Source organism: Nonomuraea sp. bgisy101 (assembly GCF_057708945.1).
Genome location: NZ_JBYITD010000009.1, coordinates 39354 through 63730 on the forward strand (window position 1 = coordinate 39354; position 24377 = coordinate 63730).

The 24377-nt window shown below is 70.6% G+C and carries 28 protein-coding genes; 15 read left to right on the forward strand and 13 right to left on the reverse strand.

The features are described 5' to 3' along the window. Positions 1-75 precede the first annotated feature (75 nt). From AC3EO4_RS18305 to AC3EO4_RS18320, 4 genes are all read left to right on the forward strand, one after another. The gene (locus AC3EO4_RS18305) at positions 76-711 is read left to right on the forward strand and encodes a DedA family protein (protein WP_379572349.1); all 636 of its coding nucleotides are present in this window, start codon (positions 76-78) and stop codon (positions 709-711) included. Further along, positions 695-1747, forward strand: a complete 1053-nt coding sequence (locus tag AC3EO4_RS18310) for a sensor histidine kinase (RefSeq protein ID WP_431896725.1) — start codon at positions 695-697, stop codon at positions 1745-1747. The genes AC3EO4_RS18305 and AC3EO4_RS18310 overlap by 17 nt, the downstream gene beginning before the upstream one ends. Continuing rightward, positions 1738-2379, forward strand: a complete 642-nt coding sequence (locus AC3EO4_RS18315; RefSeq protein WP_379572351.1) for a response regulator — start codon at positions 1738-1740, stop codon at positions 2377-2379. Before AC3EO4_RS18310 ends, AC3EO4_RS18315 begins: the two co-directional genes overlap by 10 nt. Before the next feature lie 140 nt (positions 2380-2519). Further along, positions 2520-3563 (forward strand): winged helix DNA-binding domain-containing protein, encoded by a 1044-nt coding sequence (locus tag AC3EO4_RS18320; RefSeq protein ID WP_431896727.1) that lies wholly within the window; start codon positions 2520-2522, stop codon positions 3561-3563. Here the strand turns inward: AC3EO4_RS18320 and AC3EO4_RS18325 are convergent. Then, positions 3550-4644, reverse strand: a complete 1095-nt coding sequence (locus tag AC3EO4_RS18325) for an epoxide hydrolase family protein (protein ID WP_379572353.1) — start codon at positions 4642-4644, stop codon at positions 3550-3552. The genes AC3EO4_RS18320 and AC3EO4_RS18325 overlap by 14 nt on opposite strands. A 52-nt stretch (positions 4645-4696) precedes the next feature. On the opposite strand from AC3EO4_RS18325, the gene AC3EO4_RS18330 reads away from it, so the two are divergent. Next, positions 4697-5659, forward strand: a complete 963-nt coding sequence (locus AC3EO4_RS18330; protein ID WP_431896728.1) for a helix-turn-helix transcriptional regulator — start codon at positions 4697-4699, stop codon at positions 5657-5659. A 5-nt stretch (positions 5660-5664) separates the two neighbouring features. After that, a complete protein-coding gene (locus AC3EO4_RS18335; protein WP_431896730.1) occupies positions 5665-6075 on the forward strand; it encodes an SRPBCC family protein in 411 nt (136 codons plus the stop codon). On the opposite strand, the gene AC3EO4_RS18340 is transcribed toward AC3EO4_RS18335, so the two are convergent. Beyond that, positions 6064-6690, reverse strand: a complete 627-nt coding sequence (locus AC3EO4_RS18340; protein WP_431896732.1) for a DsbA family oxidoreductase — start codon at positions 6688-6690, stop codon at positions 6064-6066. The genes AC3EO4_RS18335 and AC3EO4_RS18340 overlap by 12 nt on opposite strands. Positions 6691-7128: 438 nt before the next feature. Between AC3EO4_RS18340 and AC3EO4_RS18345 the strand changes: the two genes are divergently transcribed. Then, positions 7129-7344: a hypothetical protein gene (locus AC3EO4_RS18345; protein WP_379572357.1), complete on the forward strand. Its 216-nt coding sequence runs from the start codon at positions 7129-7131 to the stop codon at positions 7342-7344. A 300-nt stretch (positions 7345-7644) separates the two neighbouring features. Here the strand turns inward: AC3EO4_RS18345 and AC3EO4_RS18350 are convergent, their stop codons facing one another. Next, positions 7645-8340, reverse strand: coding sequence for a CTP synthase C-terminal region-related (seleno)protein (locus AC3EO4_RS18350; RefSeq protein WP_379572358.1), 696 nt, complete (start codon positions 8338-8340; stop codon positions 7645-7647). A 232-nt stretch (positions 8341-8572) separates the two neighbouring features. On the opposite strand from AC3EO4_RS18350, the gene AC3EO4_RS18355 reads away from it, so the two are divergent. Then, positions 8573-9094 carry a DUF6584 family protein gene (locus AC3EO4_RS18355; protein ID WP_431896734.1) on the forward strand — a complete coding sequence of 174 codons (522 nt, stop codon included), beginning with the start codon at positions 8573-8575 and terminating at the stop codon, positions 9092-9094. Between the two features lie 162 nt (positions 9095-9256). Here the strand turns inward: AC3EO4_RS18355 and AC3EO4_RS18360 are convergent, their stop codons facing one another. After that, a complete protein-coding gene (locus tag AC3EO4_RS18360) occupies positions 9257-10066 on the reverse strand; it encodes a DUF1761 family protein (protein WP_431896736.1) in 810 nt (269 codons plus the stop codon). Positions 10067-10407: 341 nt separating this feature from the next. Between AC3EO4_RS18360 and AC3EO4_RS18365 the strand changes: the two genes are divergently transcribed. Genes AC3EO4_RS18365 through AC3EO4_RS18375 form a run of 3 tightly spaced genes read left to right on the forward strand, consistent with a single transcriptional unit; the run spans position 10408 to position 14095 of the window. After that, the gene (locus AC3EO4_RS18365; RefSeq protein ID WP_379572362.1) at positions 10408-10917 is read left to right on the forward strand and encodes a PadR family transcriptional regulator; all 510 of its coding nucleotides are present in this window, start codon (positions 10408-10410) and stop codon (positions 10915-10917) included. Next, positions 10914-11606, forward strand: a complete 693-nt coding sequence (locus AC3EO4_RS18370; RefSeq protein ID WP_379572363.1) for an ABC transporter ATP-binding protein — start codon at positions 10914-10916, stop codon at positions 11604-11606. The genes AC3EO4_RS18365 and AC3EO4_RS18370 overlap by 4 nt, the downstream gene beginning before the upstream one ends. Further along, the gene (locus tag AC3EO4_RS18375) at positions 11603-14095 is read left to right on the forward strand and encodes an FtsX-like permease family protein (RefSeq protein WP_431896739.1); all 2493 of its coding nucleotides are present in this window, start codon (positions 11603-11605) and stop codon (positions 14093-14095) included. The genes AC3EO4_RS18370 and AC3EO4_RS18375 overlap by 4 nt, the downstream gene beginning before the upstream one ends. Positions 14096-14343: 248 nt before the next feature. On the opposite strand, the gene AC3EO4_RS18380 is transcribed toward AC3EO4_RS18375, so the two are convergent. After that, the gene (locus AC3EO4_RS18380; RefSeq protein WP_431896741.1) at positions 14344-15099 is read right to left on the reverse strand and encodes an SDR family oxidoreductase; all 756 of its coding nucleotides are present in this window, start codon (positions 15097-15099) and stop codon (positions 14344-14346) included. A gap of 352 nt (positions 15100-15451) precedes the next feature. Between AC3EO4_RS18380 and AC3EO4_RS18385 the strand changes: the two genes are divergently transcribed. Continuing rightward, on the forward strand, positions 15452-16297 hold the full coding sequence (locus AC3EO4_RS18385) for a class I SAM-dependent methyltransferase (RefSeq protein WP_431896743.1): 846 nt from the start codon (positions 15452-15454) through the stop codon (positions 16295-16297). Positions 16298-16334: 37 nt separating this feature from the next. Here the strand turns inward: AC3EO4_RS18385 and AC3EO4_RS18390 are convergent, their stop codons facing one another. After that, on the reverse strand, positions 16335-17759 hold the full coding sequence (locus AC3EO4_RS18390; protein WP_379572367.1) for an MFS transporter: 1425 nt from the start codon (positions 17757-17759) through the stop codon (positions 16335-16337). A gap of 25 nt (positions 17760-17784) precedes the next feature. Next, positions 17785-18456 carry an NAD(P)H:quinone oxidoreductase gene (wrbA, locus tag AC3EO4_RS18395; protein WP_431896746.1) on the reverse strand — a complete coding sequence of 224 codons (672 nt, stop codon included), beginning with the start codon at positions 18454-18456 and terminating at the stop codon, positions 17785-17787. A gap of 77 nt (positions 18457-18533) precedes the next feature. Here wrbA and AC3EO4_RS18400 point away from each other — a divergent pair, with 77 nt between their 5' ends. Continuing rightward, positions 18534-18998 carry a MarR family winged helix-turn-helix transcriptional regulator gene (locus tag AC3EO4_RS18400; RefSeq protein WP_431896748.1) on the forward strand — a complete coding sequence of 155 codons (465 nt, stop codon included), beginning with the start codon at positions 18534-18536 and terminating at the stop codon, positions 18996-18998. A 150-nt stretch (positions 18999-19148) separates the two neighbouring features. Here the strand turns inward: AC3EO4_RS18400 and crcB are convergent, their stop codons facing one another. Genes crcB through AC3EO4_RS18415 form a run of 3 tightly spaced genes read right to left on the reverse strand, consistent with a single transcriptional unit; the run spans position 19149 to position 20358 of the window. Continuing rightward, complete coding sequence (gene crcB / locus AC3EO4_RS18405; RefSeq protein ID WP_379572370.1) at positions 19149-19523, reverse strand: fluoride efflux transporter CrcB; 375 nt, start codon at positions 19521-19523, stop codon at positions 19149-19151. Continuing rightward, a complete protein-coding gene (locus AC3EO4_RS18410; protein ID WP_379572371.1) occupies positions 19520-19876 on the reverse strand; it encodes a DUF190 domain-containing protein in 357 nt (118 codons plus the stop codon). The genes crcB and AC3EO4_RS18410 overlap by 4 nt, the downstream gene beginning before the upstream one ends. After that, on the reverse strand, positions 19873-20358 hold the full coding sequence (locus AC3EO4_RS18415) for a fluoride efflux transporter FluC (protein WP_431896751.1): 486 nt from the start codon (positions 20356-20358) through the stop codon (positions 19873-19875). Before AC3EO4_RS18415 ends, AC3EO4_RS18410 begins: the two co-directional genes overlap by 4 nt. A gap of 210 nt (positions 20359-20568) precedes the next feature. On the opposite strand from AC3EO4_RS18415, the gene AC3EO4_RS18420 reads away from it, so the two are divergent. Beyond that, positions 20569-20739 (forward strand): DUF190 domain-containing protein, encoded by a 171-nt coding sequence (locus tag AC3EO4_RS18420; protein WP_379572557.1) that lies wholly within the window; start codon positions 20569-20571, stop codon positions 20737-20739. Positions 20740-20830: 91 nt separating this feature from the next. Here AC3EO4_RS18420 and AC3EO4_RS18425 read toward each other — a convergent pair whose 3' ends face one another. The 3 genes from AC3EO4_RS18425 to AC3EO4_RS18435 form a co-directional block, all read right to left on the reverse strand. Continuing rightward, positions 20831-21196, reverse strand: a complete 366-nt coding sequence (locus AC3EO4_RS18425) for a YybH family protein (RefSeq protein ID WP_379572373.1) — start codon at positions 21194-21196, stop codon at positions 20831-20833. 36 nt (positions 21197-21232) lie between these two features. Beyond that, entirely contained in the window at positions 21233-22246 is a 1014-nt protein-coding gene (locus AC3EO4_RS18430) for a nitronate monooxygenase (protein ID WP_431896753.1), read from the reverse strand. A gap of 134 nt (positions 22247-22380) precedes the next feature. Further along, positions 22381-23088, reverse strand: a complete 708-nt coding sequence (locus AC3EO4_RS18435; RefSeq protein ID WP_379572375.1) for an SDR family NAD(P)-dependent oxidoreductase — start codon at positions 23086-23088, stop codon at positions 22381-22383. Between the two features lie 320 nt (positions 23089-23408). On the opposite strand from AC3EO4_RS18435, the gene AC3EO4_RS18440 reads away from it, so the two are divergent. Continuing rightward, positions 23409-24368 (forward strand): LysR family transcriptional regulator, encoded by a 960-nt coding sequence (locus AC3EO4_RS18440; protein ID WP_431896756.1) that lies wholly within the window; start codon positions 23409-23411, stop codon positions 24366-24368. Positions 24369-24377: the final 9 nt, after the last annotated feature.

The following is a 24377-nucleotide window of genomic DNA, read 5'->3' on the forward strand; positions in this document are numbered from 1 at the left end:
GTGTGGTTTACCCCAGGCTCAATTCGGAAGATGACCTCATTCTGGGCATATTCGATCACTCATAGGCTCTGGGGCATGACTTCTAACGACGGGATCGCCGGCTGGGCGACGGGCCTGATGGAGACCATGGGGGCGCCCGGCGCGGGACTCGCCATCGCGCTGGAGAACCTGTTTCCGCCACTGCCGAGCGAGGTGATCCTTCCCCTGGCCGGATTCACCGCGGGCCGGGGCGGAATGGGACTGATCGAGGCTCTGGCGTGGACGACGGCGGGCTCGGTCGTCGGCGCGCTCGCCCTGTACCTGATCGGGGCGCTGCTGGGCCGGGACAGGGTGGTCGCGATCGCCACCAGGCTGCCGCTGGTGAAGGTGTCCGACATCGAGAAGACCGAGGAGTGGTTCGCCAAGCACGGGGTCAAGACCGTGTTCTTCGGGCGGATGATCCCGATCTTCCGCAGCATGATCTCCATCCCCGCCGGAGTGGAACGCATGCCGCTCGGCGTCTTCCTGCTGTTCACCACCCTCGGCAGTGCGATCTGGAACACGATCTTCGTGATGGCGGGCTACTTCCTCGGCGACAACTGGTCCCTCGTGGAGGGCTACGTCGGCATCGGCACCAACCTCGTCATCGCCGCGGTGGTGCTGGCCGTCCTCGTCTTCGTCGGTGTACGGCTGACCGAACGCCGCAAGGGCCGCCATGCGGATCGTCGCTAGGGTCACCCTCGGAGCGCTGACCGCCCTGGCCGAGCTGATCGCGCTCCCCGTGCTGACCCACCCGCGCATGGCCGCCGCCGCCACCCGCGTCGTGGCCATGGAGGCGCGCAGGCTCGACGTGCGGGTGGGCGGCTTCTCCCGCGGCCAGGCCCTGCGCTACCTGGCCCTGCGGGCGCCCGTCGGCATCCTCGGCGGCATCGTCGTCGCCCTGCTGGTCATCGGCCTGGTCATCGGGGTGCGCGCGCTGTGGACCTGGGGTCATGGCGAGGCCGTCGACGGCATGCTCATGACCCCCGGGCTGCTGGCCTACTTCCTGGGGGCGGGCGTCGTGCTGCTCTTCCTCGACCTGTCGGGCATCGTCGGCGTGCACGCGCTCGAACGGCGGCTGGCCCTCCGCACGCTCGGTCCCCACTCCACCGAGGCGCTCGAACGCAGGATCGCCGAGCTGGCCGAGACCCGCGCCGGTGTCCTGGCCGCCGTCGACGCCGAACGCCGCCGCATCGAACGCGACCTGCACGACGGGCTGCAGCAGCGCCTCGTCGCGCTCGCCATGGTGATCGGCAGGGCCAAACGGGGCCGGGCCGAGCTGCTGGAGCAGGCGCACGAGGAGGCCCAGCTGGCGCTCGCGGAACTGCGCAAGGTGGCATGGCGGGCCTACCCGAGCGGCCTCGACTCCCTCGGGCTCGCCGAGGCGCTTGCCGCCGTCGCCGAACGCTCGGCCGTGCCGGTGAAGGTGGCGTGCGAGCTGCCGCGGCGGCCGCCGCGCGAGGTCGAGACGGCCGCCTACTTCGTGGTGTGCGAGGCGGTCACCAACGCGGCCAAGCACGCCGAGGCGGGCCTGATCACCGTCGGCGTCTCGGCCGATGCGAGGATCGTCAGCGTGCACATCGAAGACGACGGCAGGGGCGGCGCCGACCCCTCGGGCGGCGGGCTGTCCGGCCTGGCGCGCAGAGTGGCCGCGCTCGACGGCTCCTTCTCGGTGTCCAGCCCGCCCGGCGGGCCGACCGTGGTGAGGGCGGAGCTGCCATGCGGGTGACGCTCGCGGAGGACTCGACACTGCTGCGGGAGGGGCTGGCCAGGCTGCTGGCCGAGGAGGGGCATGACGTCGTGGCCGCGGTCGGCGACGGCGACGCGCTGGTCGAGGCGGTCGCCGCCGACCAGCCCGACATCGTGGTGGTGGACGTCCGCATGCCGCCCACCCACACCGACGAGGGACTGCGCGCGGCGCTGGAGATCAGGCGCCGCTGGCCGTCGGTCAGGGTGCTGGTGCTGTCGCAGTACGTCGAGAAGAAGTACGCCACCGAGCTGATGACCGGCGACGTGGCAGGCGTCGGCTACCTTCTGAAGGACAGGGTGGCCCAGGTGGCCGACTTCCTCGACGCGCTGGAGCGCGTCGGCGCGGGCGGCGCCGCCTTCGACCCCGAGGTCGTACGGCAGCTGCTGGCTCGCACGGCGCAGGCCGACCCGCTGGCCAGGCTCACCCCGCGCGAGCGCGAGGTGCTCGAGCACATGGCACAGGGCTACACGAACGCCTCCATCGCCGAGGCCCTGTTCGTGTCGCAGAGCGCGGTCGAGAAACACGTCAACGCCGTCTTCGACAAGCTCGGCCTGTCGCACACCACCGGCTACAGCCGCCGCGTCCTGGCCGTGCTGCGCTTCCTGTCCTAGAGACGGGACTCGGCGCTCTCCACCACCAGGCCGTCGGCGACGAAGACCAGGCAGGGCACCAGGGCGGGCCGAGCTCACGCACCCCCTGTCCACGACACGGGTTCCGCCGCCTGTCGGTGGCGCGCTCTAAGGTGGTGGCCGTGATCAGCCAGCGGGCGCTCAACCGCGCCACCCTCGCCAGACAGCTACTGCTGCGCCGGCACGCGATGAGCCCGACAGAGGTCATCGAGCACCTCGTCGGCCTGCAGGCCCAGGCGCCCTTCCCGCCCTACTTCGGGCTGTGGTCGCGCATGACGAGCTTCCAGCCGAAGGAGCTGGCCGAGCTGCTGGTCGGCCGCCAGGTCGTCCGCATCACGCTGATGCGCGGCACCGTACACCTCGTCAGCGCCCGAGACTGCCTGGCGATCAGGCCGCTCATCCAGCCCATGCTCACCCGGGCGCTGACGGCCAGGAGGGTCGACGGCATCGATCACGCGGCCGTGGTGGCCGCCGGCAGGGCGCTGCTGACCGAGCGGCCCCTGTCGGTGAAGGCCATGACCCCGCTGCTGGCCGAGCGGTTCCCCGACGCCCCTCCCGCCGACCTGCCGGTGATCCTGCGCTGGCTGCTGCCCATGGTCCAGCTGCCGCCGCGGGGGGTGTGGGGCAAGGCGGGCGACGCCGTCCTCACCCCCGTGGAGGCGTGGCTGGGCCGCGACCTCGATCCGGAGCCCGCCGTCGAGCACCTGCTGCGGCGTTACCTCGCCGCCTTCGGCCCCGCGACGGTCGCCGACATGCAGGCCTGGTCGGGCCTGACCGGGCTGCGCGCTGCCGCCGCCAAGCTCGACCTGGTCGACCTGGGCGGCGGGCTGCTCGACCTGCGGGACGCCCCACGCCCCGACGAGGACACGCCCGCCCCCGTGCGCCTGGTCGCGCCCTTCGACAACCTGGTGCTCGGCCACGCTGACCGGACCAGGGTCATCGCCGACGAACACCGCAAGCGCGTCGTCACGATCAACGGCCAGGTCAACGGCACCGTCCTGGTCGACGGCTACGTCCACGGCATCTGGAAGCGCGACAGGGCCACGGTGACCGTCTCGCCGTTCGGCGCGCTGACGACGGCCCAGCGCGAGGAGATCGAGGCCGAGGCCGTCGACCTCCTCGCCTTCGCCGAGCCTGGCAAGCGGCCGACCGTCAGATTCGACTGAAGAACGCCTTGATGTCGGCGACGAGCAGATCCGGCTCCTCCATCGCGGCGAAGTGGCCGCCCCTGTCGAACTCGCTCCAGTGCACGATGGCGTTGGTCATCTCGGCCAGCGCCCGCACCGGCTTGGCGTTCTCCCTGGGGAAGACGGCGATGCCGGTCGGCACCTCCAGGCGCTCCGGCATGCTCCACGACTTGCCGAACTCGTAGTAGAGCTGCGCGGAGGAGCCCGCGGTACCGGTCAGCCAGTAGATCATCACGTTGGTGAGCAAGAGGTCGCGGTCCACCGCCTCCTCGGGCACGTCCTTGGAGTCGGTCCACTCCTTGAACTTCTCCACGATCCACGCCAGCTGGCCCACCGGCGAGTCGTGCAGGCCGTACGCGAGGGTCTGCGGTCTGGTGGCCTGGATCCGCAGGTATCCCGACCTGTCGTCGAAGGCCTCGTACTCGGCCAGGCGCGCCTGGTCCTCCTCGCTCAGCTGGGACAGGTCGCCGAAGGGGAAGGTGAGCAGGAAGTTGAGGTGCACGCCGATCACCCGCTCGGGCTCGGCGATGCCCAGCTCGCGTGAGATGCCGGAACCCCAGTCACCGCCCTGCGCGCCGTAGCGCTCGTAGCCGAGCCGGCTCATCAGCTCCGCCCACGCCCGCGCCACCCGCTTGAGGTCCCAGCCCGCCGCTCCGGTCGGCCCCGAGAAGCCGTAGCCGGGGATGGAGGGGATCACCAGGTGGAAGTCCTGGGACAGCGGCTCGATGACGTCGAGGAACTCCACGATCGATCCCGGCCAGCCGTGCGTGAGGATCAGCGGCGTGGCGTCCTCGCGAGGCGAGCGGACATGGACGAAGTGGACGTTCGCGCCGTCGATCTCGGTGGTGAACTGCGGCAGCGAGTTCAGCCGCGCCTCGTGCGCGCGCCAGTCGTAGCGCTCCATCCAGTAGGCCGCCAGTTCGCGCAGGTAGCCGGTGGGGACGCCGCGGCTCCAACCCTGGCCCGGGATCTCGGAGGGCCATCGGGTGCGGCCCAGGCGCTCGCGAAGGTCGTCGAGGTCGGCCTGCGGGACATCGATGCGGAACTCCTTGATTTCCATGCTTCGACGGTAGAACGAATAAAGGACAGATCCCGCCCTTAATATGAAGGTCGTGACTCCGACCCGGCTGCTGCGTCTGTTGTCCCTCTTCCAGTCCCGCCGCGACTGGACCGGCGCCGAGCTGGCCGAACGCCTCGACGTCGACGTGCGCACGCTCAGGCGCGACATCGAGCGGCTGCGCGAGCTCGGCTACCCGGTCCACGCGGCCAGGGGAGTGGCGGGCGGCTACCGGCTGGGGGCGGGAGCGGCACTGCCGCCGCTGCTGCTCGACGACGAGGAGGCGGTGGCGGTCGCGGTCGGCCTGCGCACCGCGGCCGGAGGGACGGTCGCCGGCATCGAGGAGAGCTCAGTGCGGGCGCTGGCCAAGCTGGAGCAGGTGCTGCCGTCCCGGCTGCGCCATCGCGTCAGCGCGCTGCAGGACGCCACGGTCACGATGGAAGGCGGCCTCCCGCAGGTCGAGCACGCCACGCTGACCACCATCGCCGCCGCCTGCCGCGACGGGCAGCGCCTGCGCTTCGACTACCTCAGCCACCAGGGCCGGGCGGATCGCCGGCACGTCGAGCCGCTGCGCCTGGCCCACCTCGGTCGCCGCTGGTACCTGCTGGCGTGGGACGTCGACAGGGCCGACTGGCGCACCTACCGCGTCGACCGCGTCGCCGGGCCGACGCTCGGCGCCCGCTTCCCCGCGCGCCGGCCGCCCGCCGACGACCTGGCCGACTACATCTCCCGCAGGGTCAGCAGCTCGGTCTACCGCTACCGTGCCCGCGTCACGGTGCACGCCCCCATCGAGCAGGTACGGCTGAGCGTCAGCCCCACCAAGGGCACGCTCACCCCCATCGACGAGAACTCGTGCCTGCTCGACCTCGGTGCCGACTCGCTGCAGGGCATCGCCTACCTGATCGGCATGCTCGGCGTGGAGTTCGAGGTGCACGAACCGCCCGAGCTGCCCGCCGCGCTGGCCGAGCTGGCCGGACGGCTGCTGCGCGGCGCGGGCGTGCGGCCCTCCGTACAGTAGAGATCATGCCGACTCGCCTGGCCGTCGCCGTCCCGACACAACTGCCCGCCGAGCGGCTGTTCCAGGTCCTGACCGACTGGTCGAGGCATCCCGAGTGGATGTTCCTGACCACGGCCCGCGTCGTCGCGGGCGACGGGCACGGCGTGGGCAGCGAGCTGGCCGCCTTCACGGGGTTCGGGCGGCTCGGCTTCGTCGACACGATGGTCATCACCAGGTGGGAGCCGCCCACGGCGGTAGCGGTCAGGCACACGGGTCTGCTGGTGCGCGGCACCGGCATGTTCAGGATCGCCGGCGGACGCCTCTTCTGGGCCGAGGAGCTGTCGCTGCCGCTCGGCTCACTGGTCCGCCCCTTGGCCAGGGCCTTCATGCGGTGGTCGCTGCTGCGGCTGGTCAGGCTCGCCGCGTCACACCCGTGAGCGGGCGGCCTGCTCGAACAGAGTGCGCAGGGCGGCGGGCGGCTGCACGCCGGAGAACGGCGGGCCGTCGTCGATCACGACCGACGGGACGCCACGCACGCCCAGCTCGGCGGCGCGGCGCTCGTCGGCCCTGACGTCGGCGGCGTAGGCGTCACCTGACAGCACGTCGCGCACCCTGACGGCCTCCAGCCCCGCCTCGGCGCCCAGGCGTTCCAGTACCAGTGGGTCGGCCACGTTGAGCCCTTCGGTGTGATAGGCGCGGAACAGGCGTTCCATCATCTCGTCGGCCAGGCCGTGGTCGGCGGCCAGGTGGGCCAGCCGGTGGGCGTCGAAGGTGCTGACGGGGCGCGCGGCGTGCAGGTCGAGATCCAGGCCCTCCGCGGCTCCGAGGGCCTGGATCTTCGCGACCCTCGCGGACGCCTGGTCACCCCACCACATGACCATCGCCTCGGCAGCGGTCTCGCCGGGCGTCACGCTCGCGCCTGGGTCCAGCTCGAAGCTCCGCCAGACGACCTCCATGCGCTCGCGTCCGGCGACGTCCGCGAGCGCCGTGGTGATGCGCCGCTTGCCGATGTAGCACCACGGGCACAGCACATCGGTGTAGATCTCGATCACGCGCGTTCCTTCGTCTCGTGGGTGGGGTTCGATCGTGCAACCTCAACCACACTTGAGATCAAGACGAGCCCGTCCCTCGCGAGACGCACGGCGACCGCCACCCGACCTGCGTGCGGGTCCTGATCCGACGGTCTTCCTGCGAGCACGCGCCTGGTGATGACCTGCCAGAACATTGCAATCCGGGGGCGGACGTCTTTCCTCGGCCGGTAGAGGGGTTTCGGGACCGATTGTCACGGTAAGTGGCCATGCCGTCACTCTCGATAGTGGAAGGGTAATCCGACCTGCTCCAGGCTTTGGATTTCCCGAGGTGACCATCCCGTTTGTCGCTCATTAGCGTGGAATTGTCTTGCTCTGCCGCATCGGCGCCGACGGGGATGCCGGCGCGGCGCTCCTTCAGCACCCTGGGATCGCCCAGGGATTCACCATGGAGTCTCAGCCATGATCACGATCAGGAACGCTCTCGTGGCCGTCGCGATGGGGGCCGCGACCCTTGTCGTCCCAGTGACGATGCCAGGGCAGGTGGCCGGCGCCGAATCCGTGGCACACCCCTGCAGCCAGCACAAGAATCCCACCAAATGCTACGAACGGTGGGGCGGGGGCCCCATCGGCGACGACAACATCACCCATCCTTCCGGTTCAGGCATCGACGACTGACACCGGGACGTCCCTGGGACACCGACGTGCCCCGCTTGGCGCGCGCCCTTCGCCGGACACGCCGACGCGCCTGACCAGGTGCGAGCTCGCGCTGTGACACACCTGGCCAGCGCGGGCCCGCGATGTCGACGACCGACACGCGCAGACCCTCGATCGGGGCGTGCCCCGGCATGGAAGTGCGCGTGGCGTGCCGCGGCCGCTTGCCCGTCGGGCGCGCCGGCGTGTGCTCACCGGTGCCTTCGTGGGGCAGGCCTGCGCCCGAATGGGGCCGATCCGCCTCCGGGCAAGACCGGCCCGCGTTCACACGGGGCTGACCGGTGCCTTCGCGAGGCTGACCGCGGTGGCGAAGGCCGTGATGATCGGGTGCGGCCTGGAGCCGTCGCCGTGCAGTTCGGGCTGGAAGAGCGTGGCCAAGAAGAACGGATGGCCGGGGATCTCGGCCGCCCTGACCGTGCCGTCGTCCGCCCTGCCGGTGAAGGCGAGGCCGCCGTCGACGAGTCGCTGCTCGTAGTCGGAGTTGAGCCCGTAGGAACAGCTGTAGCTCTCGACCGTGGTGGGTGAACCCATGATCCGCTCGACGAGGGAGCCGGGGGCCAGCCGTACCAGGCCCTCGTGTCCTGCCAGCGAGCACTCCAGCGGCAGCAGCAGGAAGTCGCGGGCGGCGGGGTCGTTCTCGGCGTGGGCGACGTCGAGACCGAGCACGCCCCTGGCGTACTCCAGCAGGGCGTGCTGGAAGCCGCCACAGGTGCCGAGGAACGGAATGCCGCGCACGCGCGCCGTGCGCGCGGCGTTGACCGCGCCCTCCTCGCTGCGGTACGGGCTGCCGGGAAGCACCCAGATGCCGTCGAAACCATCCAGGTCGGTGGCGTCGGGTGTGGGGATCCAGTACGCGTCGAGCGCGAGGCCCTCACGCTCGCGCAGCGCCTGGAGGATCTGCGGGATGCGGGCATGGGAACGAACGCTGGGTGACCGGTCTCCGACCAGGGCGATTCTCATGAACACCATCCTGGAGGGCGGGCCACTTAAGCGCCAACGATGATTCCTGCTCCTCCGATAAGCGTTGCTGATGCCATGAGGTCGGGACCGGCGTCCTGGGGGTCAGTCCGGGGTGCTGGTTCCGGCGAGCACGTAGAGGCCCGGCACTCGGGTCGGTGTCACCAGCCGCAAAGTAGCGCTGGGAAAGTCCCACTAGTTGTCTGGGATGCTTGGCGCCATAGGTGTGACGCAGATGCTGGCGAAGGTGGCGGCCGAGGTGGACGAGGGCTCTCCGGCAGCCGTCCTGATGGCACGCCAGCGGCTGCGTAGCCTGATCGGAACCTACCCCGACCGGCTGGACCTGCGAGAGCAACTCGCCGAGGTCTACCGAACCCTCGGCGACCCCGCCCAGGCGGGACGCTGGGGATACCTGGCCGAGCAGCGGGTCCCCGCCGAGACGGCCGCTTTCGAGCGGGCCTACCGAGACCCTGTCGACCGCATGCTCGCGCTCGGCTGGCGCCATTCCCCCGATCACGCCCAGACGGCGCCTGCTCGGGAGCGCCTGACCACCGTCCTGGCGGCGGCCAGCCGACAGGCGGGCCGCCCCCTGACCTACACCTGGCGCGAAGACCCGGCAGCAGCGGACTGGAGCGAACCTTGGTGGGAGGGCGCCGCCGTCTTCGCGCTTCTCAGCTCAGCAACGCTGCTCATGGGAATCGGGCTCGTCACCGTCCTGCGCTGGCTGGGCTGCTGGCTCTTCGGCTGGTTCTGCTGACCAAAGCCCACCCCCGAAGATTTCGCTCCGGCTGACCTCCCGCCGCAGCGACAGGGCTTCACCACCTCGTTACGGTGACCGAAGAACACCCTGACCTGCGGTTCGGTCCTTAGCGTTACTACCGGCGAGCAGATTCCCCGGGCCCCAGGTCTGGCGCGGACGCTACAGTAGCCCGATCACCAGCGCCATGGCTAGAAACAGCACCAGCTGATAGCTGCTGTTGATGAGGGTCAGTTTCGGAGGTTTGAGCTCGAAGGCATTGTGCTGGAGGAGCGTGGTTGCCGAGAAAGCCAACCACGCCCGCCACTCGGCCACCACCTTGTCCGAGACCCCGTCGAACAGGGTGGCCGGCAGGCCCATCTCCCCGACCCGGCCCAGCTTCACGATCTCGGTCAGCAGCGTGTCCAGTTGGAAGGAGCCGGGATCCTCCTTCAGCTCTTGCAAGAACGCTCGCCGCCTTTCTTCGTGGGCAGCGGTGGCCTGGTCTTGTCCCTGCGGCTCGGCGTCGGCCTGTCCTGAGAGCGGATCCTCAGAACTGGCCGTGTGCGGGGGCGGGGTGATGAGCTCCTCCAGCTTGTCCACCGAATCGAACGACAACCGGTTCAGCGTCGTGTGGGTGAAGTTCCGCTCGAACAGAGTCTCGGCCGCACTCAGGACGCGTTCGATCCGGGTCGCCTTCGGCGGCTCGATCCGGTCCTCCCGGCAGCGCGTCAGCAGCGCCGCGCGCAGCCGGTCCCGCGACATCTCCACCGGGCAGATCTTGGTGGCAAGCCAGTCGGCGAGCTTGTCCTCATCGCCCACCGTCGGTTCCCGGAAGTCGTGGAACTTTCTGATCTGCGCCCGGTGGTGTTCAATCGTGCGTCCCGACCAGGCGTAGGAGACGAACAAAGCCGCCTCCACCTTGACCTGCCCGGCCATGAAGTCCACCGCGGCTCGCGGGATGTCCTCGCGCCGAGGGAAGCGCGCTTCCACTCGGGCCGCATGCCCGCACCTGTTTCTCCCCGGTCTCGCTGAAGGTCAGGAGAAACATGATCCGTGACCGTTCGACTACCGATCGGTATGTCGCAGCCGTGATCGCAACGTAGCGAACTTTGGACGAAACGCTCAGTTACCTTGCGGCCGACCTGAAGCAGACAATGCCCGACCACATCGTTCAACAGCCATCACACAGAGCTACTTTGCGGGTGGTGACACGGACCCGAGTGGAGGGTCTAGAGGACATGCGGCGGTGCACGGCGGCGTAGCCGCAGGTGGCACCCGAAATATCGTGATCGCCTTGAGAAGCGCATACTGCGTATGCATACTTGGTATCCATGTCGATCAGGCATGGGCTGCTTGCCCTGCTCAGCAGGGGGCCTCGGCACGGCTACCAATTGCGGGTGGAGTTCGAGGCGTCGACGGGGGCGACCTGGCCGCTCAACATCGGCCAGGTCTACACGACGCTGTCCCGCATGGAGCGCGACGGCCTGGTCGAGCCGGGCGAGTCGGACGAGCAGGGCCGGGTCGTCTACACGCTCACCGCGGCGGGCCGGGCGGAACTGGCGCGATGGTTCAACACCCCCGTCGTCCAGTCCGACCGGCCGCGGGACGAGCTGGTCATCAAGCTGGCCATGGCCGTCGCAGCCAAGGAGGTGGACGTCGCCGAGGTCATCCGCCGGCAGCGTACGGCGACCATGCGCACCCTTCAGCAGCTGACCAGGGCCAAGCGAGCCGCAGCGGAAGGCGCGGCTCAGCGGCTGGTGCTCGATTCGATGATTTTCCGGGCCGAGGCCGAGCAGCGATGGCTGGACCACTGCGAGGCCTTTCTTGAGGAGGAAAGATGACGGTCGTACGGCTGGCCGAAGTGGCCAGAGTCCATGACGAAGGGGCGACAGCCGTGCACGCGCTGAAAGGCGTGAGCCTCGAGGTCGACGCAGGGGAGCTGATCGCGGTCATGGGCCCGTCCGGGTCCGGCAAGTCGACCCTGCTCAACCTCGCGGGCGGGCTCGACCGGCCCACGTCGGGCACGGTGCACATCGACGAGCAGGACCTGGCCACCGTGCGCGACCTGGCCGCACTGCGGCGCCGTAGCGTCGGCTACGTCTTCCAGGACCTCAACCTGATCCCGTCGCTGACGGCGGCGGAGAACGTGATGCTGCCGCGCGAGCTCGACGGCGTGCGGTCACGCCTCGCTCGCGAGGAGGCCATGACCGTACTGGCGGAGATCGACGTGGAAGATCTGGCCGACCGCTTCCCCTGCGAGCTGTCCGGTGGCCAGCGCCAGCGGGTCGCGATCGCCCGTGCCCTGGTCGGCGAGCGGCGCCTGTTGCTGGCCGACGAACCGACCGGCGCGCTCGACACGCGCACCGGCGACGAGATCCTGCGCCTCTTACGCGCTCGCTGTGACGCGGGCGCGGCGGTCCTGCTCGTCACCCACGAGCCGCGCTACGCCGCCTGGGCCGATCGTGTGGTGTTCCTCCGCGACGGGATGATCGCGGATTCCACGAACGTGTCGCTGGTGAGCGCCCGATGAGCGCCGTTGTCGCCGCGCTGCGTATCGCCCGCCGGAACGCGTGGCGTTCCCGGGGACGAAGCGCGCTCATCATGGTGATGATCGGCTTGCCCGTCCTGGTGATCACGGCGATGTTCACCCTGATCGATACTATGAACGTCACCGGCCAGGAGGGCATGGTGGCCGAGCTCGGCGCGGCCGACGCCCGCCTCATGCAGACACCCGCGGGTACGGTACTCCGCCAGGAGCCGAACGGGGCGAGCTGGGGCCCGGGCGGCGATGGAGCGGCCGCGCCCAGCCTCGGCACCGCCGAGGTGATGGCGCTGCTCGGACCGGGCGCCCGGTTGATCCCTTTCAGTACTGGCGTGCTCCGGCTGGGCACCGAGCAGGTCGACGCGCTGGAGACCGACCTGCGCGATCCCCTCACCAGGGGAACGCTCACGCTGCGTGAGGGCAGGTTTCCCTCCGCCCGCGAGGTCGCGGTGACACCCGCGCTGGGCCTGCGGCCCGGCGACCTCCTACAGGCATCCGCTGCGACGCCGCTGACGGTGGTGGGCGTGGTCGAGCACCCGCACCGGCCGTCGCTTCGACAGGTCGTGGGTCCGGATCTCCCGTTGGCTCCGTTCGATCAATTCTCGTCTCCCGGGGAGTACGGCACCGGATGGCTCGCCGATACCGCGAAGCCTGTGTCTTGGACCGATGTGCCCACGCTGAACAAGGCCGGTCTGTACGTCACCTCCAGGGCCATGATCACGAACTCGCCGCGCACCCCGGCTCGTGCCTTCGACGTCCAGTACATGGTCGGGATCGGCGCGATGATCGTCATGGTGGCGCTGGAGACCGTGCTGCTGGCCGGGCCCGCCTTCGCGGTCGGGCTCCGCAGACGGCGCAGGGAACTGGCCGAGATCGCGGCGCAGGGCGGCTCGGCCGGACACCTGCGGACGATCGTGCTGGCGGACGGATTGGTCCTCGGCGGTGCGGCCACCATCGTGGCGACGGCCCTCGGCATCGGGATCGGAGTGCTGGGCGCCCATGTCGTGGCGCACTGGGGAGGGCAGGTCGGGCCGCCGGACGTACCGTGGTCGCAGGTCCTGGGCGTCGCCGCGCTGGGCCTGGTCACCGGGCTCGTGGCAGCGCTCGTGCCTGCCGTACAAGCGGCTCGGCAGGACACCGTGACCGTGCTGGCCGGCCGCGCGCCCGCGGTGGCCGATCGGCCGGGATGGCCCCTGGTGGGGGCTGTGCTGGTGCTGGCCGGGCTGGGGGCGACCGTGGTGGCGCGGCGCCAGCCGGGCTCGGTGTGGGTGCTCGCCTCCGCGGTGCTGATCCTGCTCGGGCTGGTGGTGGCGACGCCATGGCTGGTCGGCTACACCGGACGGCCGGCCGCGCGGTTGCGCCTCCCGCTGCGGGTGTCCGTCCGCGACGCGGTCCGCCACCGATCCCGTACGGCGAGCGCCGTGGCGGCCGTCATGGCCGTCACGGCCACGGTCGTGGCGATGGGCATCGGCACCTACAGCGACTACATGGACCGGCGCAACGCCTACACCTCGGCGCGCCCGACCGGCATGCTGGCGATCTGGGCCGGCAACATCGGCGACGCGGCCTGGACCAGACTTCGCGCCGAAACGGCCCGCCGGCTGCCGGGCGTGCCGCTGGCCGCCGGATATCAGGCGAAGGACGCCCAGGGCCGCCGCTACGCGTTGCGGTACACGATGCGATGGAACGGGACACGGACGCGTCGCACGGCGGCCATCGGAGACCAGGCTCTCCTCAGGCTCCTCCAAGGGCGCCACGACCCGCAGGCAGCAGCGGCGTTGGCGAGCGGTAAGGCCGTGGTGTTCGACGCGGCCGCGCTGCGGGACGGCAAGCTCGCGCTGCGGGCGGGCTCCACGTCCGGCCCCCCGCGCAAGCTCGAAGTGCCCGCGGTGCTGGCCACGCCCGCCGACAAGCACCAGGGCGGCGCCCTGCTGCCCCGCGCCCTGGTCGAGCAGGCCGGCTTCTCGACGGCGGAGCGCCAGCTCTATGCCATGCACCGGCTGCCGGCCGACTCGACACTGTGGCGCGATCTCGCCAAGGTGAACTCCCGCGTCACGATCGCCGCCGAGGAGGGCTACCGCAACGTGCCCGACGCTGGCTTGTGGGGCTGGCTCGTCGGCGCTCTTGTCCTCGTCGTCGGCGGCACGCTGGCCGCTACTCGCCTGGCAGCCGCCGACATGCGGTCTGATCGGGCGACGATGGCGGCCATCGGCGCACCACCCGGGACGTTGCGGATGGTCGTGGCCGGCCAGGCCCTCTACATCTCCGTGCTCGGCGCGCTGGTGGGGCTGGTCGCGGGAACGGTGACGGGCGTGGCGCTGAGCCGGCCGATGACGACACACGGCACCGGAGATCCCGCGACGATCGCGATACCGTGGCCGTTCGTGATCGCCGTGGTGGTGGGGCTGCCCATTCTGGCGACCGTGGCGGCGCTGGTCACCCGGAGCAGACTGCCTCTCGCCCGCCGGCTCCTGTGACGCGGATCCTAGGACTGCTCGCGACCTTCCATCACGTAGCCGAACGCCGGGCCTGAGTACTGGTGCGGCGGCGCGCCGGGGTCGCCGATCATGGTCATCACGCGCGCTCCCTCCGGGATGAAGGGCGGCTGGACCTCCTGCAGCATGGTGATCGCGTTCTGCCATGCGGTCGATCTCGGCTTGGCTCTGGTGGTCGCCGGGTCGTGACCTATGGGTGATGGGCCCGTGTGATGTCGGGCGGGGCCGCGCTACTTTTCGGCCGCGTTCCGGCCGGGCCAGTCGCGGTAGCGGATCTGGCCGAGGACGGCGTCGTCGTCCGGCACCAGCGACCGCTCGAGCAGTTCGGCTCCGAAGTAGTGGGCGTGCGGGTCGGTGACCACCTCGCGCGGATCGCCCCAGGATGCCAGCGCGTCACGGAAGAACTCGTCCATCCTGAACTGCTCGGGCCCGGCCACCTCGACCATGCCGTTCAGCGGCGACCCCACCGCGGTCCGGCCGACCGCCTCGGCGACGTCGTCGCCCGCCATGGGCTGGAAGAGCACGGGCGCCATCCGCACCTTGTCGCCGTCCGTGGCGTCGTCGGCGATCCTCCGGACGAACTCGAAGAACTGGGTGGCGTGCACGAGCGAGTAAGGGATCGACGATTCCTCGATCAGCTTCTCCTGGGCGATCTTCGCCCGGAAGTAGGCGTTGCCGGGCGGCCGTTCCGTTCCGACCACCGACAGCGCGACGTGGTGGCCGACGCCGGCCGCCGCCTCCGCGGCCAGCAGATTGCGGGTGGAGGTCTGGAAGAACTCCAGCACGGCGGCCTCCTCGAAGGTGGGGGAGTTCGACACGTCGATCACCACCTGCGCGCCCGCCACAGCGTCGGCCAGCCCTTCGCCGGTGAGGGTGTTCACGCCGGTGTTCGGTGACGCGGCCACCGCCTCGTGGCCTTGCTCGCCGAGCTTGGTGACGAGCTTCGACCCGATCAGGCCGGTGCCGCCGACTACCACGATCTTCATGACGAACCTTTCTGTCCGCCGGGGCACCCTTGGCCAACCGGTCGCCTGCTAGGACAGGAAAGCCTCCGGACCTGTGACAGCCCCCAGCAGAGCGTCTTCGGGCTTCGCCTTCAGCGTCCCTCGTCCTGTCTCTCCTGCCACACACCCGGCGGCAAACTTTCAGCAACCGTCACCAACGTCCCTCCCTGCGGGACGTACAGCCGCGCGGCCATCGGCGACCCGAAGTGGGTCGACGCCATTCCCCTGGGGGCTGATGGTCGTGTGCCGAGCAGATCGTCAGGACCTGTGGATCAAGATCTTCTAGGCTGCTGCGGACGAGAGCTGGTGGGCGCGCTCGCGGAGGGGGATCGACATGCCTGACGGATGGCAGTGGGACAGCACGCTGTTCCAGGGAAGCGCGGCCTACTACGAGCGCGGCCGGTTGCCGTATGCCCCGGGCTTCGCCGAAACGCTGGCCACGGCCCTCGGCCTGGACGGCCGGGGCAGGCTCCTCGATGTCGGCTGCGGGCCGGGGATCGTGACCCTCGCCCTGGCGCGGCTGTTCATCGAGGCGGTCGGCGTCGACCCCGATGAGGACATGCTGGCCGAGGCCGAGCGGCAGGCCAAGCGCCGCGGGGTGGTCAACGCACGCTGGGTGGCGGCCCGCGCCGAGCACCTGCCGGCTGGTCTGGGTGAGTTCCGGGTCGTGGTGTTCGCCCAGTCCTTCCACTGGACGGATCGGGATCGTGTGGCCGAGATCGTGCTGGAGATGCTGGAGCCGGGAGGTGTGTTCGTCCACATGAGCGACCTCAAGAATCCGCCCGCCGAACCGGCGCCGCTGCCGCTGCCCGCTCCTCCGTACCCGCAGATCAGCGACCTGGTGCGTCGATACCTCGGCCCGGTGCGCCGCGCGGGGCAGGGAACACTTGTCAACGGCACGCCGGACCGGGAGGACCTCGTTCTGGCGCGGGCCGGGTTCGAGAGTTTCGAACGGCATGTCGTGCCGGCCGGGGAAGTGGTCGACCGCGCCGCGGACGACATCGTGGCGTGGGTGTTCTCCCGATCCGACTCCGCCCCTCATCTGTTCGGCGACAGGCTGGAGGACTTCGAGCGGGACCTGCGCGCGATGCTGCGACGGACATCACCTGACAACCGCTTCGCGGAGCGCCTTCCGGCAACCGAGATCATGACCTGGCGCAAGCCGCATGCTGGGCGGTGACTACAAGGTCGCGACGGCCTGCCGCCCGGCCCGGCGGTCAGCCGCGCCGGTGCCGCGGCAGCAGCAAGCTGACCACGGCGATGGCCAGGCCGAGCCCGGCCGCCATGAGGAAGACCAGGTCGTAGCCGACGGCGAGGGCGTCGACCGGGGAACGCCCGTCGGCCTCCGACGCGGCTGTGGTGCCGGCGGCCGTCGCGAGCACCGCCAGGCCGATCGACCCGCCCACCTGACTGGAGGTGTTCGCCAGGCCGCCGATGATCCCCGCGTCGCCTTCGGGAGCGTCGGCGGTCGCCGCGGCCATGAGGGTGGGGAAGGTCAGCCCGATGCCGACCGCGATGAGCAGCGTAGGCCCGAGCACGCTGGTGACGTAGCCGCTGTCGGCGTGGGCCAGGGAGAGCCAGCCGAAGCCGGTCAGGAAGCAGGCGCTGCCGGCCAGCACCAGGGGGCGCACACCGGTTCGCGGCAGCAGGGTGGCGGCCCATCGCGCGATCACCATGAACGTCACCGCCGCGGGTGTCTGCCCGAGGCCGGCTTGAAGCGCGCTGAAGCCGAGGACGTTCTGCAGGAAGAGCGACGTGAAGTACCACATCGCGATGGCAATGCCGCCGAACAGCAGCAGCATGGCGTTGCCGACGGCCACCCCCCGGATTCGGAACAGCCGCAGGGGCACCATCGGCTGGCCGGCGAAACGCGCCTCCACCACGGTGAAGACGACGAGCAGGAGCAGGCCCGCCGCTACCGGCCCGACGACCGGCCCGGACGACCAGCCGTGATCGGCGCTCTGCATGACCCCGTAGATCAGCGCGGCCAGCCCCGCCGTCCCCGTGAACGCGCCGGTGAGGTCGAGCGACTCCCGCCGGCCGGTTCGCGTGCCGGCCAGCGACATCATGGCCACGACGATCAGCACCGCGCCGATCGGCACGTTGATGAGGAAGACCCACCGCCACGACAGGCCGGTGGTGATGGCACCGCCCGCGACCGCGCCGGCCATCCCGCCCACACCGCCCGAGGCGGACCATGCGCCGAACGCCTTGGCGCGAGCGTTCGGCTCGGTGAACGACGTGTTGATCACGGCCAGCGTCGCCGGGGCCATCATGGCCGCTCCGATGCCCTGCGCGACGCGGGCCGCCACCAGGACCCCAGGAGCGGTCGCCAGACCGCCGGCCAGACTCGAGGCGGAGAACAAGAACAGCCCGGCGATCAGCATCCGGCGCGGGCCGAACAGGTCGGCGGCGCGGCCACCCAACAGCATGAAGCCGGCGAAGCTGAGCAGATAGCCGTTCACCACCCAGGCCAGGCCGGTGGGTGTGAATCCGAGCTCCTCGCGGACCGAGGGCAGGGCGACGTTGACGATGGACGCGTCCAGGATCACCATGAACTGGCTGGCACACGCCAATGACAGGACCAACCAGGCGGGGCCGGTGTGCGACCTGGCTCGCTGCGTTGTGCTGGTGCTTGTCATGACTGCCTCCTCTCTGATCCGCCGCTCACGCGGTCTGGGAGATCGTTCCGGCCATGGCTTCGCTGGAGTTCCCGTCGGCATCGGTGCCGCGGCCGCTCTCCAGCAGCCGGGTCGTGATCCGGGCCAGCCGCCGTCCCTGGTACCTGGCCGCTTCCAGCGCCGCGGCGTCCGGGCCGTCTCCGGTCGGGCCGGTCACGAACGACGTGCCGTAGGGGTTGCCGCCGGCGGCGTACACGACCGGATCGGTGAATCCGGGCGGGACGATCAGCGCCCCCCAGTGGTAGAAGACGTTGCCCAGCGACAAGATCGTGGCCTCGCTGCCGCCGTGCCGGTTGAACGCCGAGGTGAACGCCGTCACCGGCTTGTCGGCCAGCACGCCTTCCCGCCACAGGCCGCCGGCCTGGTCGATGAACTGCTTGAGCTGCGCGGCCGGCGCGCCGAACCGGGTCGGCGTCCCGAACGCGAACGCGTCGGCCCACGCGAGGTCCTCGACCGAGGCCTGGGCGATCGACGTGGCGGTGTCGGTGTGCCGCCGCCACAGCGGGTTCTGGTCGATCACGCTGTCGGGTGCCAGCTCGGCGACCCGCCGCAGCCGCACCTCGGCCCCGGCCGAGGCGGCGCCATCGGCGACGGCCTGCGCGAGTGCGTGCACGGCGCCTGTCGCGCTGTAGTAGATGACTGCGACCTTCACGGTCATGCCAGACTCCTCGAAGTCGTGTAGATTAGTTATGCGAATAACTATTATGCGCATAACTAATCTGTCAAGGAGAACTCGTGGACTTCGAGCAAGCCGACGCACTCAACCAGGCCATCCGCCTCCTGAGCCTGCGCCACCGGGCCAGGGCCGCGGCGCTGCTGGCCCCGCTCGGCCTGCACCCTGGACAGGAGGCGCTCCTGCTCGAGCTCGCCCGGACCGGCCCGACGATCCAGGCCCAGCTCAGCGAGGCGCTCGGCTGCGAGCCGCCCAGCGTCACGCTCATGACCCGCAAGCTCGAAGCCAGCGGCCACATCCGCCGCAAACCCGCCCCCTCCGACAAGCGCGCCAGCATCGTCGAACTCACCGACAGCGGAAGGGCCCTGGCCGAGCAGGTCAAGCAGCTATGGTGCGCCCTGGCGGAGGAGACCGTGACCGGCCTGCCCGCCGCGACGGTGGCGGAGCTGCCCGGCGTCCTCAGAACCCTGACCGGCAACGTGGACACCAGGCGCCCCCGCCACCCACACGGCGCCCGCGCGGTCTAGTCACGGAATCGCGACGAGCCGGGCACGTTGCGAGCGTGTCCGGCCGGGTCAGCGAGCACGTCGAGCAGATCGTGCGCACCGGCACGACCGACGGCGTCACGAGCAGCGGCCTGGCGAACACGCGCGAGACCGCCGCTCCGCCATGGGAGGTCAGCCGAACGCCGCCTGGGCGATCGTCAGGCCGACGAACACCGCGCCCAGGCCCGCCACCACCGAGGCGACGACGTTGGCGACGGCGAAGAAGACCGCGCCGGTCTCGGCCAAGCGCAACGTCTCGTAGGAGAACGTCGAATACGTGGTCAGCGCCCCGCAGAAACCGGTGCCCAGGAGCAACTGCAGTGCAGGACCGGCCACGCCGGACAGCGCCGCCCCGGCCAGCACGCCCAGGATCAGCGAGCCGACCACGTTGACGGCGAAGGTGCCCCACGGGAAGACGGTGTCGTGGCGGGCTTGGACGGCCCGGTCGGTCAGGTAGCGCAGCGGTGCGCCGACCGCGCCACCGACCAGCACCAGCAGCCAGTTCACCGTTCCTCCTGCTGATTGGTCTGCCGGCCGCGGTGGTGGACGACCTCGACCTCGTCCAGCACGGCCAGGCCCTCGATGAGCAGGTCGTCCAGCTGTGGCAGGAACGCGCGGATCCGCTCTTCCGCGTCGATGATCACCACGGCAACCGGCAGGTCGTCGGCCATCGACAGCAGCCGGGTGGTGTGCACGACCTGGGTGGCGCCGAACCCTTCCACGCCGCGAAAGACCGATGCCCCGGCCAGCCCGGCGGCGTGCGCGCGGTGCACGATCTCGGTGAACATGGGGCGGTGGTGCCAGGTGTCGGTGTCGTCGAGGAAGACCGTCAGCCGCAGCGCCCGTCCGAACATGATCATCGTGCTCTCCTCGCCGCTCGTCTCGCCATCCCGGCCGCCAGGACGCGGCGGGTGATCCACGTTCCGGCTGTGACCGCCACCAGCGCGGCGGCGACCGTGCCCGCCAGATAGGCCAGCGCCGGGCCCGGATGCCCTGCGGACACCAGGCGCTGGATGTCCACGCAGTAGGTGGAGAAGGTGGTGAACCCGCCCAGCACGCCCGTGGCGAAGAACGGCCGCACCCATCCCGGCGCGGTCCAGGTCTCGCTCACGACCACGAGGAAGACGCCGATCACCAGGCAGCCGACGGCGTTGACGCCCAGGGTGGTCCACGGAAACGCTCCGGCCGCGGTCGGCCACAGCAGCGCCGCCCCATACCGGGCGGCGGTCCCGATCATGCCACCCGCGGCGACGGCCGCCAGCACGCGGTAGTGCGAGCGGCGCAGCTCCCTGCGCTGGCGCGCATCCGACAGATCGACATCGGGGTCGACGGGCTCGGTCACTGCCGCGGGCCTCACCTCAGCTGAGCGCATGTCTCCCCTGCACGTGGGCGTCCGCCGGAGGCGGGCGCGAGCTGTCACGAGCAGGGACCGTTGGCGGCGGTACGACACCGCGGTTCGGGTACGGCGGGCCCCACCGCCGCAGGGCGCCTCGCGGCCCTCTCACCCGCGCGGCACCCTCACACCCGTTCAGCCTAGCGCCACATCACCCTCATCGACGCCGAGGACAAGATCCGCGCCTTCCTGCCCCAGCTCGACGATCTCGTGACCGAAGGACTGGTGGTCATGGACCAGGTCGAGGTGATCCACTACCTCGATCGGCCCGTTCAGCAGGCATCGCTGGACGCCACCGGCACCGGCGGCGCTTTCCCGCCCCACCCCTGACCTCGAACGTCACTCACCCGGCCGGTCCTGGCGCGGAAGGCCCTGGGCGGTGGGCGGGGGCCGGCCGAGGCCGCACCGTCCAGGCGTGTGGTCAGCCGAGCCGGGAGACCTGGTAGTGGCTGATGAGCCAGTCGTCGCCGATCCGGCGCACGATCACGCTGAGATTCACCGTCACCGCCGGCCGGTCGGTGAAGGAGAAGTCGACGCTGAGGTAGCCGAGGACCAGATCGTCGGCGAGGTGCCGGGTTTCCCTGATGTCGTACGAGGCGGACAAGCCGATGGGCTGCGAGTCGTAGTACGCGGCGACGCCCTCGGGGCCGACGCTGTACGGGCGCAGGCCCTGGAAGATCGCGTCTTCGGTGAACAACGACGCGACGCGTTTCGGGTCGTGGGCGTCGACGCCGGACTTCCACTGGTCGAGAACGGTTCGGAGGATCTCAGCTTCTGTGCCGGTCATGGGTGGCCTCCCTTGCTGGATGGGTGAGCGGGTGGGTCAGAGCCGTCCGGCCAGCCGGTTCATGATCGCTGCTGCCGGTTCGGCGGTGGCGTGCCGGAATCCCGTACCGGCCCACAGGTGTACGCGTTCGGGGTCGCCCGCGGCCGCGGCGGCTCTGCGCATGCCGCTGGTCAGGTGGTGCAAGGCCGGGTAGCCGTAGGGCGCGAGAGCGCTGTACCGGTCGGTGAACTCGTTGCGCAGCGCCCGCGCGGGCCGGCCGGTGAACGCATGCGTCAGCTCCGTGCCCGTACGGGCCGGGTCGGCGAGCGCGGCCTTGTGGATGGCCGAACTGCCGGCCTCGTCGCTGCGCAGCAGGACGGTGCCGACGGCGACGGCCTGCGCCCCTGCCCGGAGGGCGGCGGCCACGTCGTCCGCGGTCGCCAGGCCGCCTACGGCGATCAGCGGCAGGTCGACCGCGCGCCGAACCGCGGCGACGAGGTCGTTGATCGGGGTGTCGGCGATCGGCCGCGTCGGGGTGAACGTGCCGGAGTGGCCGCCGGCCGCAGCGGCCTGTACCGCCAGCGCGTCGACGCCGGCGTCGGCCGCGGCTTCGGCTTCGGCGACGGTGGTGACGGTCTGCACGAGCAGCGCCCCTGTGGCACGGAGCACCGCGAGGTCGTCACGGCTCGGAATGCCGAAGGTGAAGCTCACGACGGGCACGGGATGGGCGCGAAGGACGTCGAGTTTGTCGTGCCAGTGGTCGTCGTCCTCCGTCGGCGAGTCGGCGTCGAGCGCGATCCCGTAACGCTCGGCCTCGCCGGCGATGAGATCGGCGTAGCGGCGGAAGGCCGCGAGATCGACAGGAACCGGGTTGGGGACGAAGAGGTTGACGCCGAACGGCACGGAGTCCCCGGCCATGGCGGCGATCTCGTCGGCGACGGCCTGCGGGGTCTTGTATCCGGCGGCCAGGAATCCGAGGCCGCCGGCGCGGGCGGCCGCACGCACGAGAGCCGGTGTGCCGGGGCCGCCCGCCATCGGCGCGGCGATCACTGGAAGATCGAGACTGAGCATGCAGTCGAGTGTGATGGGCATCCGCGCTCAACTCCCGGCGAGGGTGGTGTGGGTCCGGCCGGCCTGAACCGGCGACGCTGTATCGCCGGATATCCCGTCCCACGGCGGGCGGGCCGGTGGCTTCGGGTGCGGACTCAGTGGCCGGCGCTCTGGCCGCCGTCGACGTGCAGGATCTCGCCGGTGACGAACGGGGCGTTCTCCAGATAGGTGATCGCGTCGACGATGTCGCCGATCTCGCCCAACCGGCCGACCGGGTGCAGGCCGGCGAGGGCTTCGTGGGTCTCGGGCGCGTGCATCGGCGTACGGATGACGCCCGGCGACACCGCGTTGACCCTGATGCCCCTGGTGGCGTACTCGATCGCCAGGGACTTGGTGACCGCGTTGAGGCCGCCCTTGGTCAGCGACGCCAGCGCGGACGGCACGTTCGCGTTGGCGTGGTCGACCAGGCTGGTCGTGATGTTGACGACGTGCCCGCCACCCTGGGCGAGCATCGCCGTGATGGCCCGCTTCGAGACCTCGAAGAACCCGCGCAGGTTCACACCGGTCACCAGGTCGTAGTCCTCGTCGGTGTAGTCGGTGAACGGCTTGGCCACGAAGACGCCGGCGTTGTTGACCAGCGTGTCGATGCGGCCGAACGCCGCCAGACCCTGCTCGATGACGCGGGCGCCGACGGCGGGGTCGGCGATATCGCCCGCGACGGTCAGGATCAAGGGGTCGTCGGACGGCGCGATGGAACGGGAGTTCGCGACGACCGCGTAGCCGAGCTTGCGGTACGCGGTCACGAGCGCTTCCCCGATGCCTTGGGACGCGCCGGTGATGACGGCGACTTTCTGCGGACTCATGGTGTCTCTTTCCTTCTCGTGCGGACGAGGGCGTGCGCCACCCGCACCGCTGTGATGCGGCGCCGCACGGGGTCTGCCTGTTCAGAAAGTGGTCGCCGCTCCAGGCGCGAGGCTCAGGAGACGGCAGGTCAGCCAGGTCGGCGGCTGAGGCCCGCCTAACTCGATCGACGCGGTGGGTCCGCCGATCGGAGGCATCCGCACCGCGGCCTTCCCCGCTGTGGTGCTCATACGTGAATGGTGCCCCCTACCAGGGGTTGTGCGCCACGACCTGGTCGCTCTCTGCTGAGAGGCGCTCTCTCCTACCGCACTAGGATGGGCGGGTGGAGCTACGCCAGCTGCGCTATTTCGTCGCGGTGGCCGAGGAGCTGAACTTCGGTAGGGCCGCCGTACGGTTGCGCATCGCAGGCCCTTCGCTCTCCCAGCAGATCAAGGCGCTGGAACGGGACCTGGGCGTACGCCTGTTCAACCGTGACCGCCGCTCGGTCACCCTCACCGCCTGCGGCGAGGCGCTGCTGCCGCGGACCAGGGCGCTGCTGGAGCAGGCCGACGAGTTGCGCCGTTCCGCGGCCGGCATGTCGGCGAGCGAACCGGTACGGCTCGGCTATGTCACCTGGTGCCCGGCCGAGCTGGCCGCCCGCGCGTCCGGCGTCGCGCACCTCGTCGGCGACACGTGGGTCATGCCCTCGCACGTCCAGGTGAGCAGGGTCGCCGACCGCAGCCTCGACCTGGCGATCTCCTGTGTGCGAGCCCAGGACCTGGTCACCTACGGCCTCGAGGCGCGGCTGATCGGCGTGGACCGGCTCTTCGCGATCGCCGCGGGGTCCGCCACGTCCGAGGTCCAGGCGAAGAACACCGTGGTACTGGTGGACGCCGACACCGCCACCTGGTCGTCATGGAACCTGTACGCGAAGGAGTTCGCCCGCGACACCGGCGCCCGCATCGTGGACATCAACGACGGCGGCATCACCGGCCCCGCCTTCTTCGATCACGTGCGCAGGCTCGGCCGCCCGGTCATCAACTCGCCGAAGGGCCAGACCACGCCGGTGCCGCCCGACCTCGCGCAGCGGCCGGTCGTGAACCCGTCGCCGTACTGGACGTGGTCCCTGGTGTCGCGGCGCGACGATACCCGGGCGGCCGTGCGGGCCACCATCGAGGCGCTCACCCGTGACGTCGGCCCGCTCCGTCTCGACCCCGACACGGCTTGGATCCCGGCGCATGACCCGTACCACCTCACCGATCCGGCCGGCCGGGGTCACTCGGGCGCGGTGACGACAGCGTGAGCGAGTCGT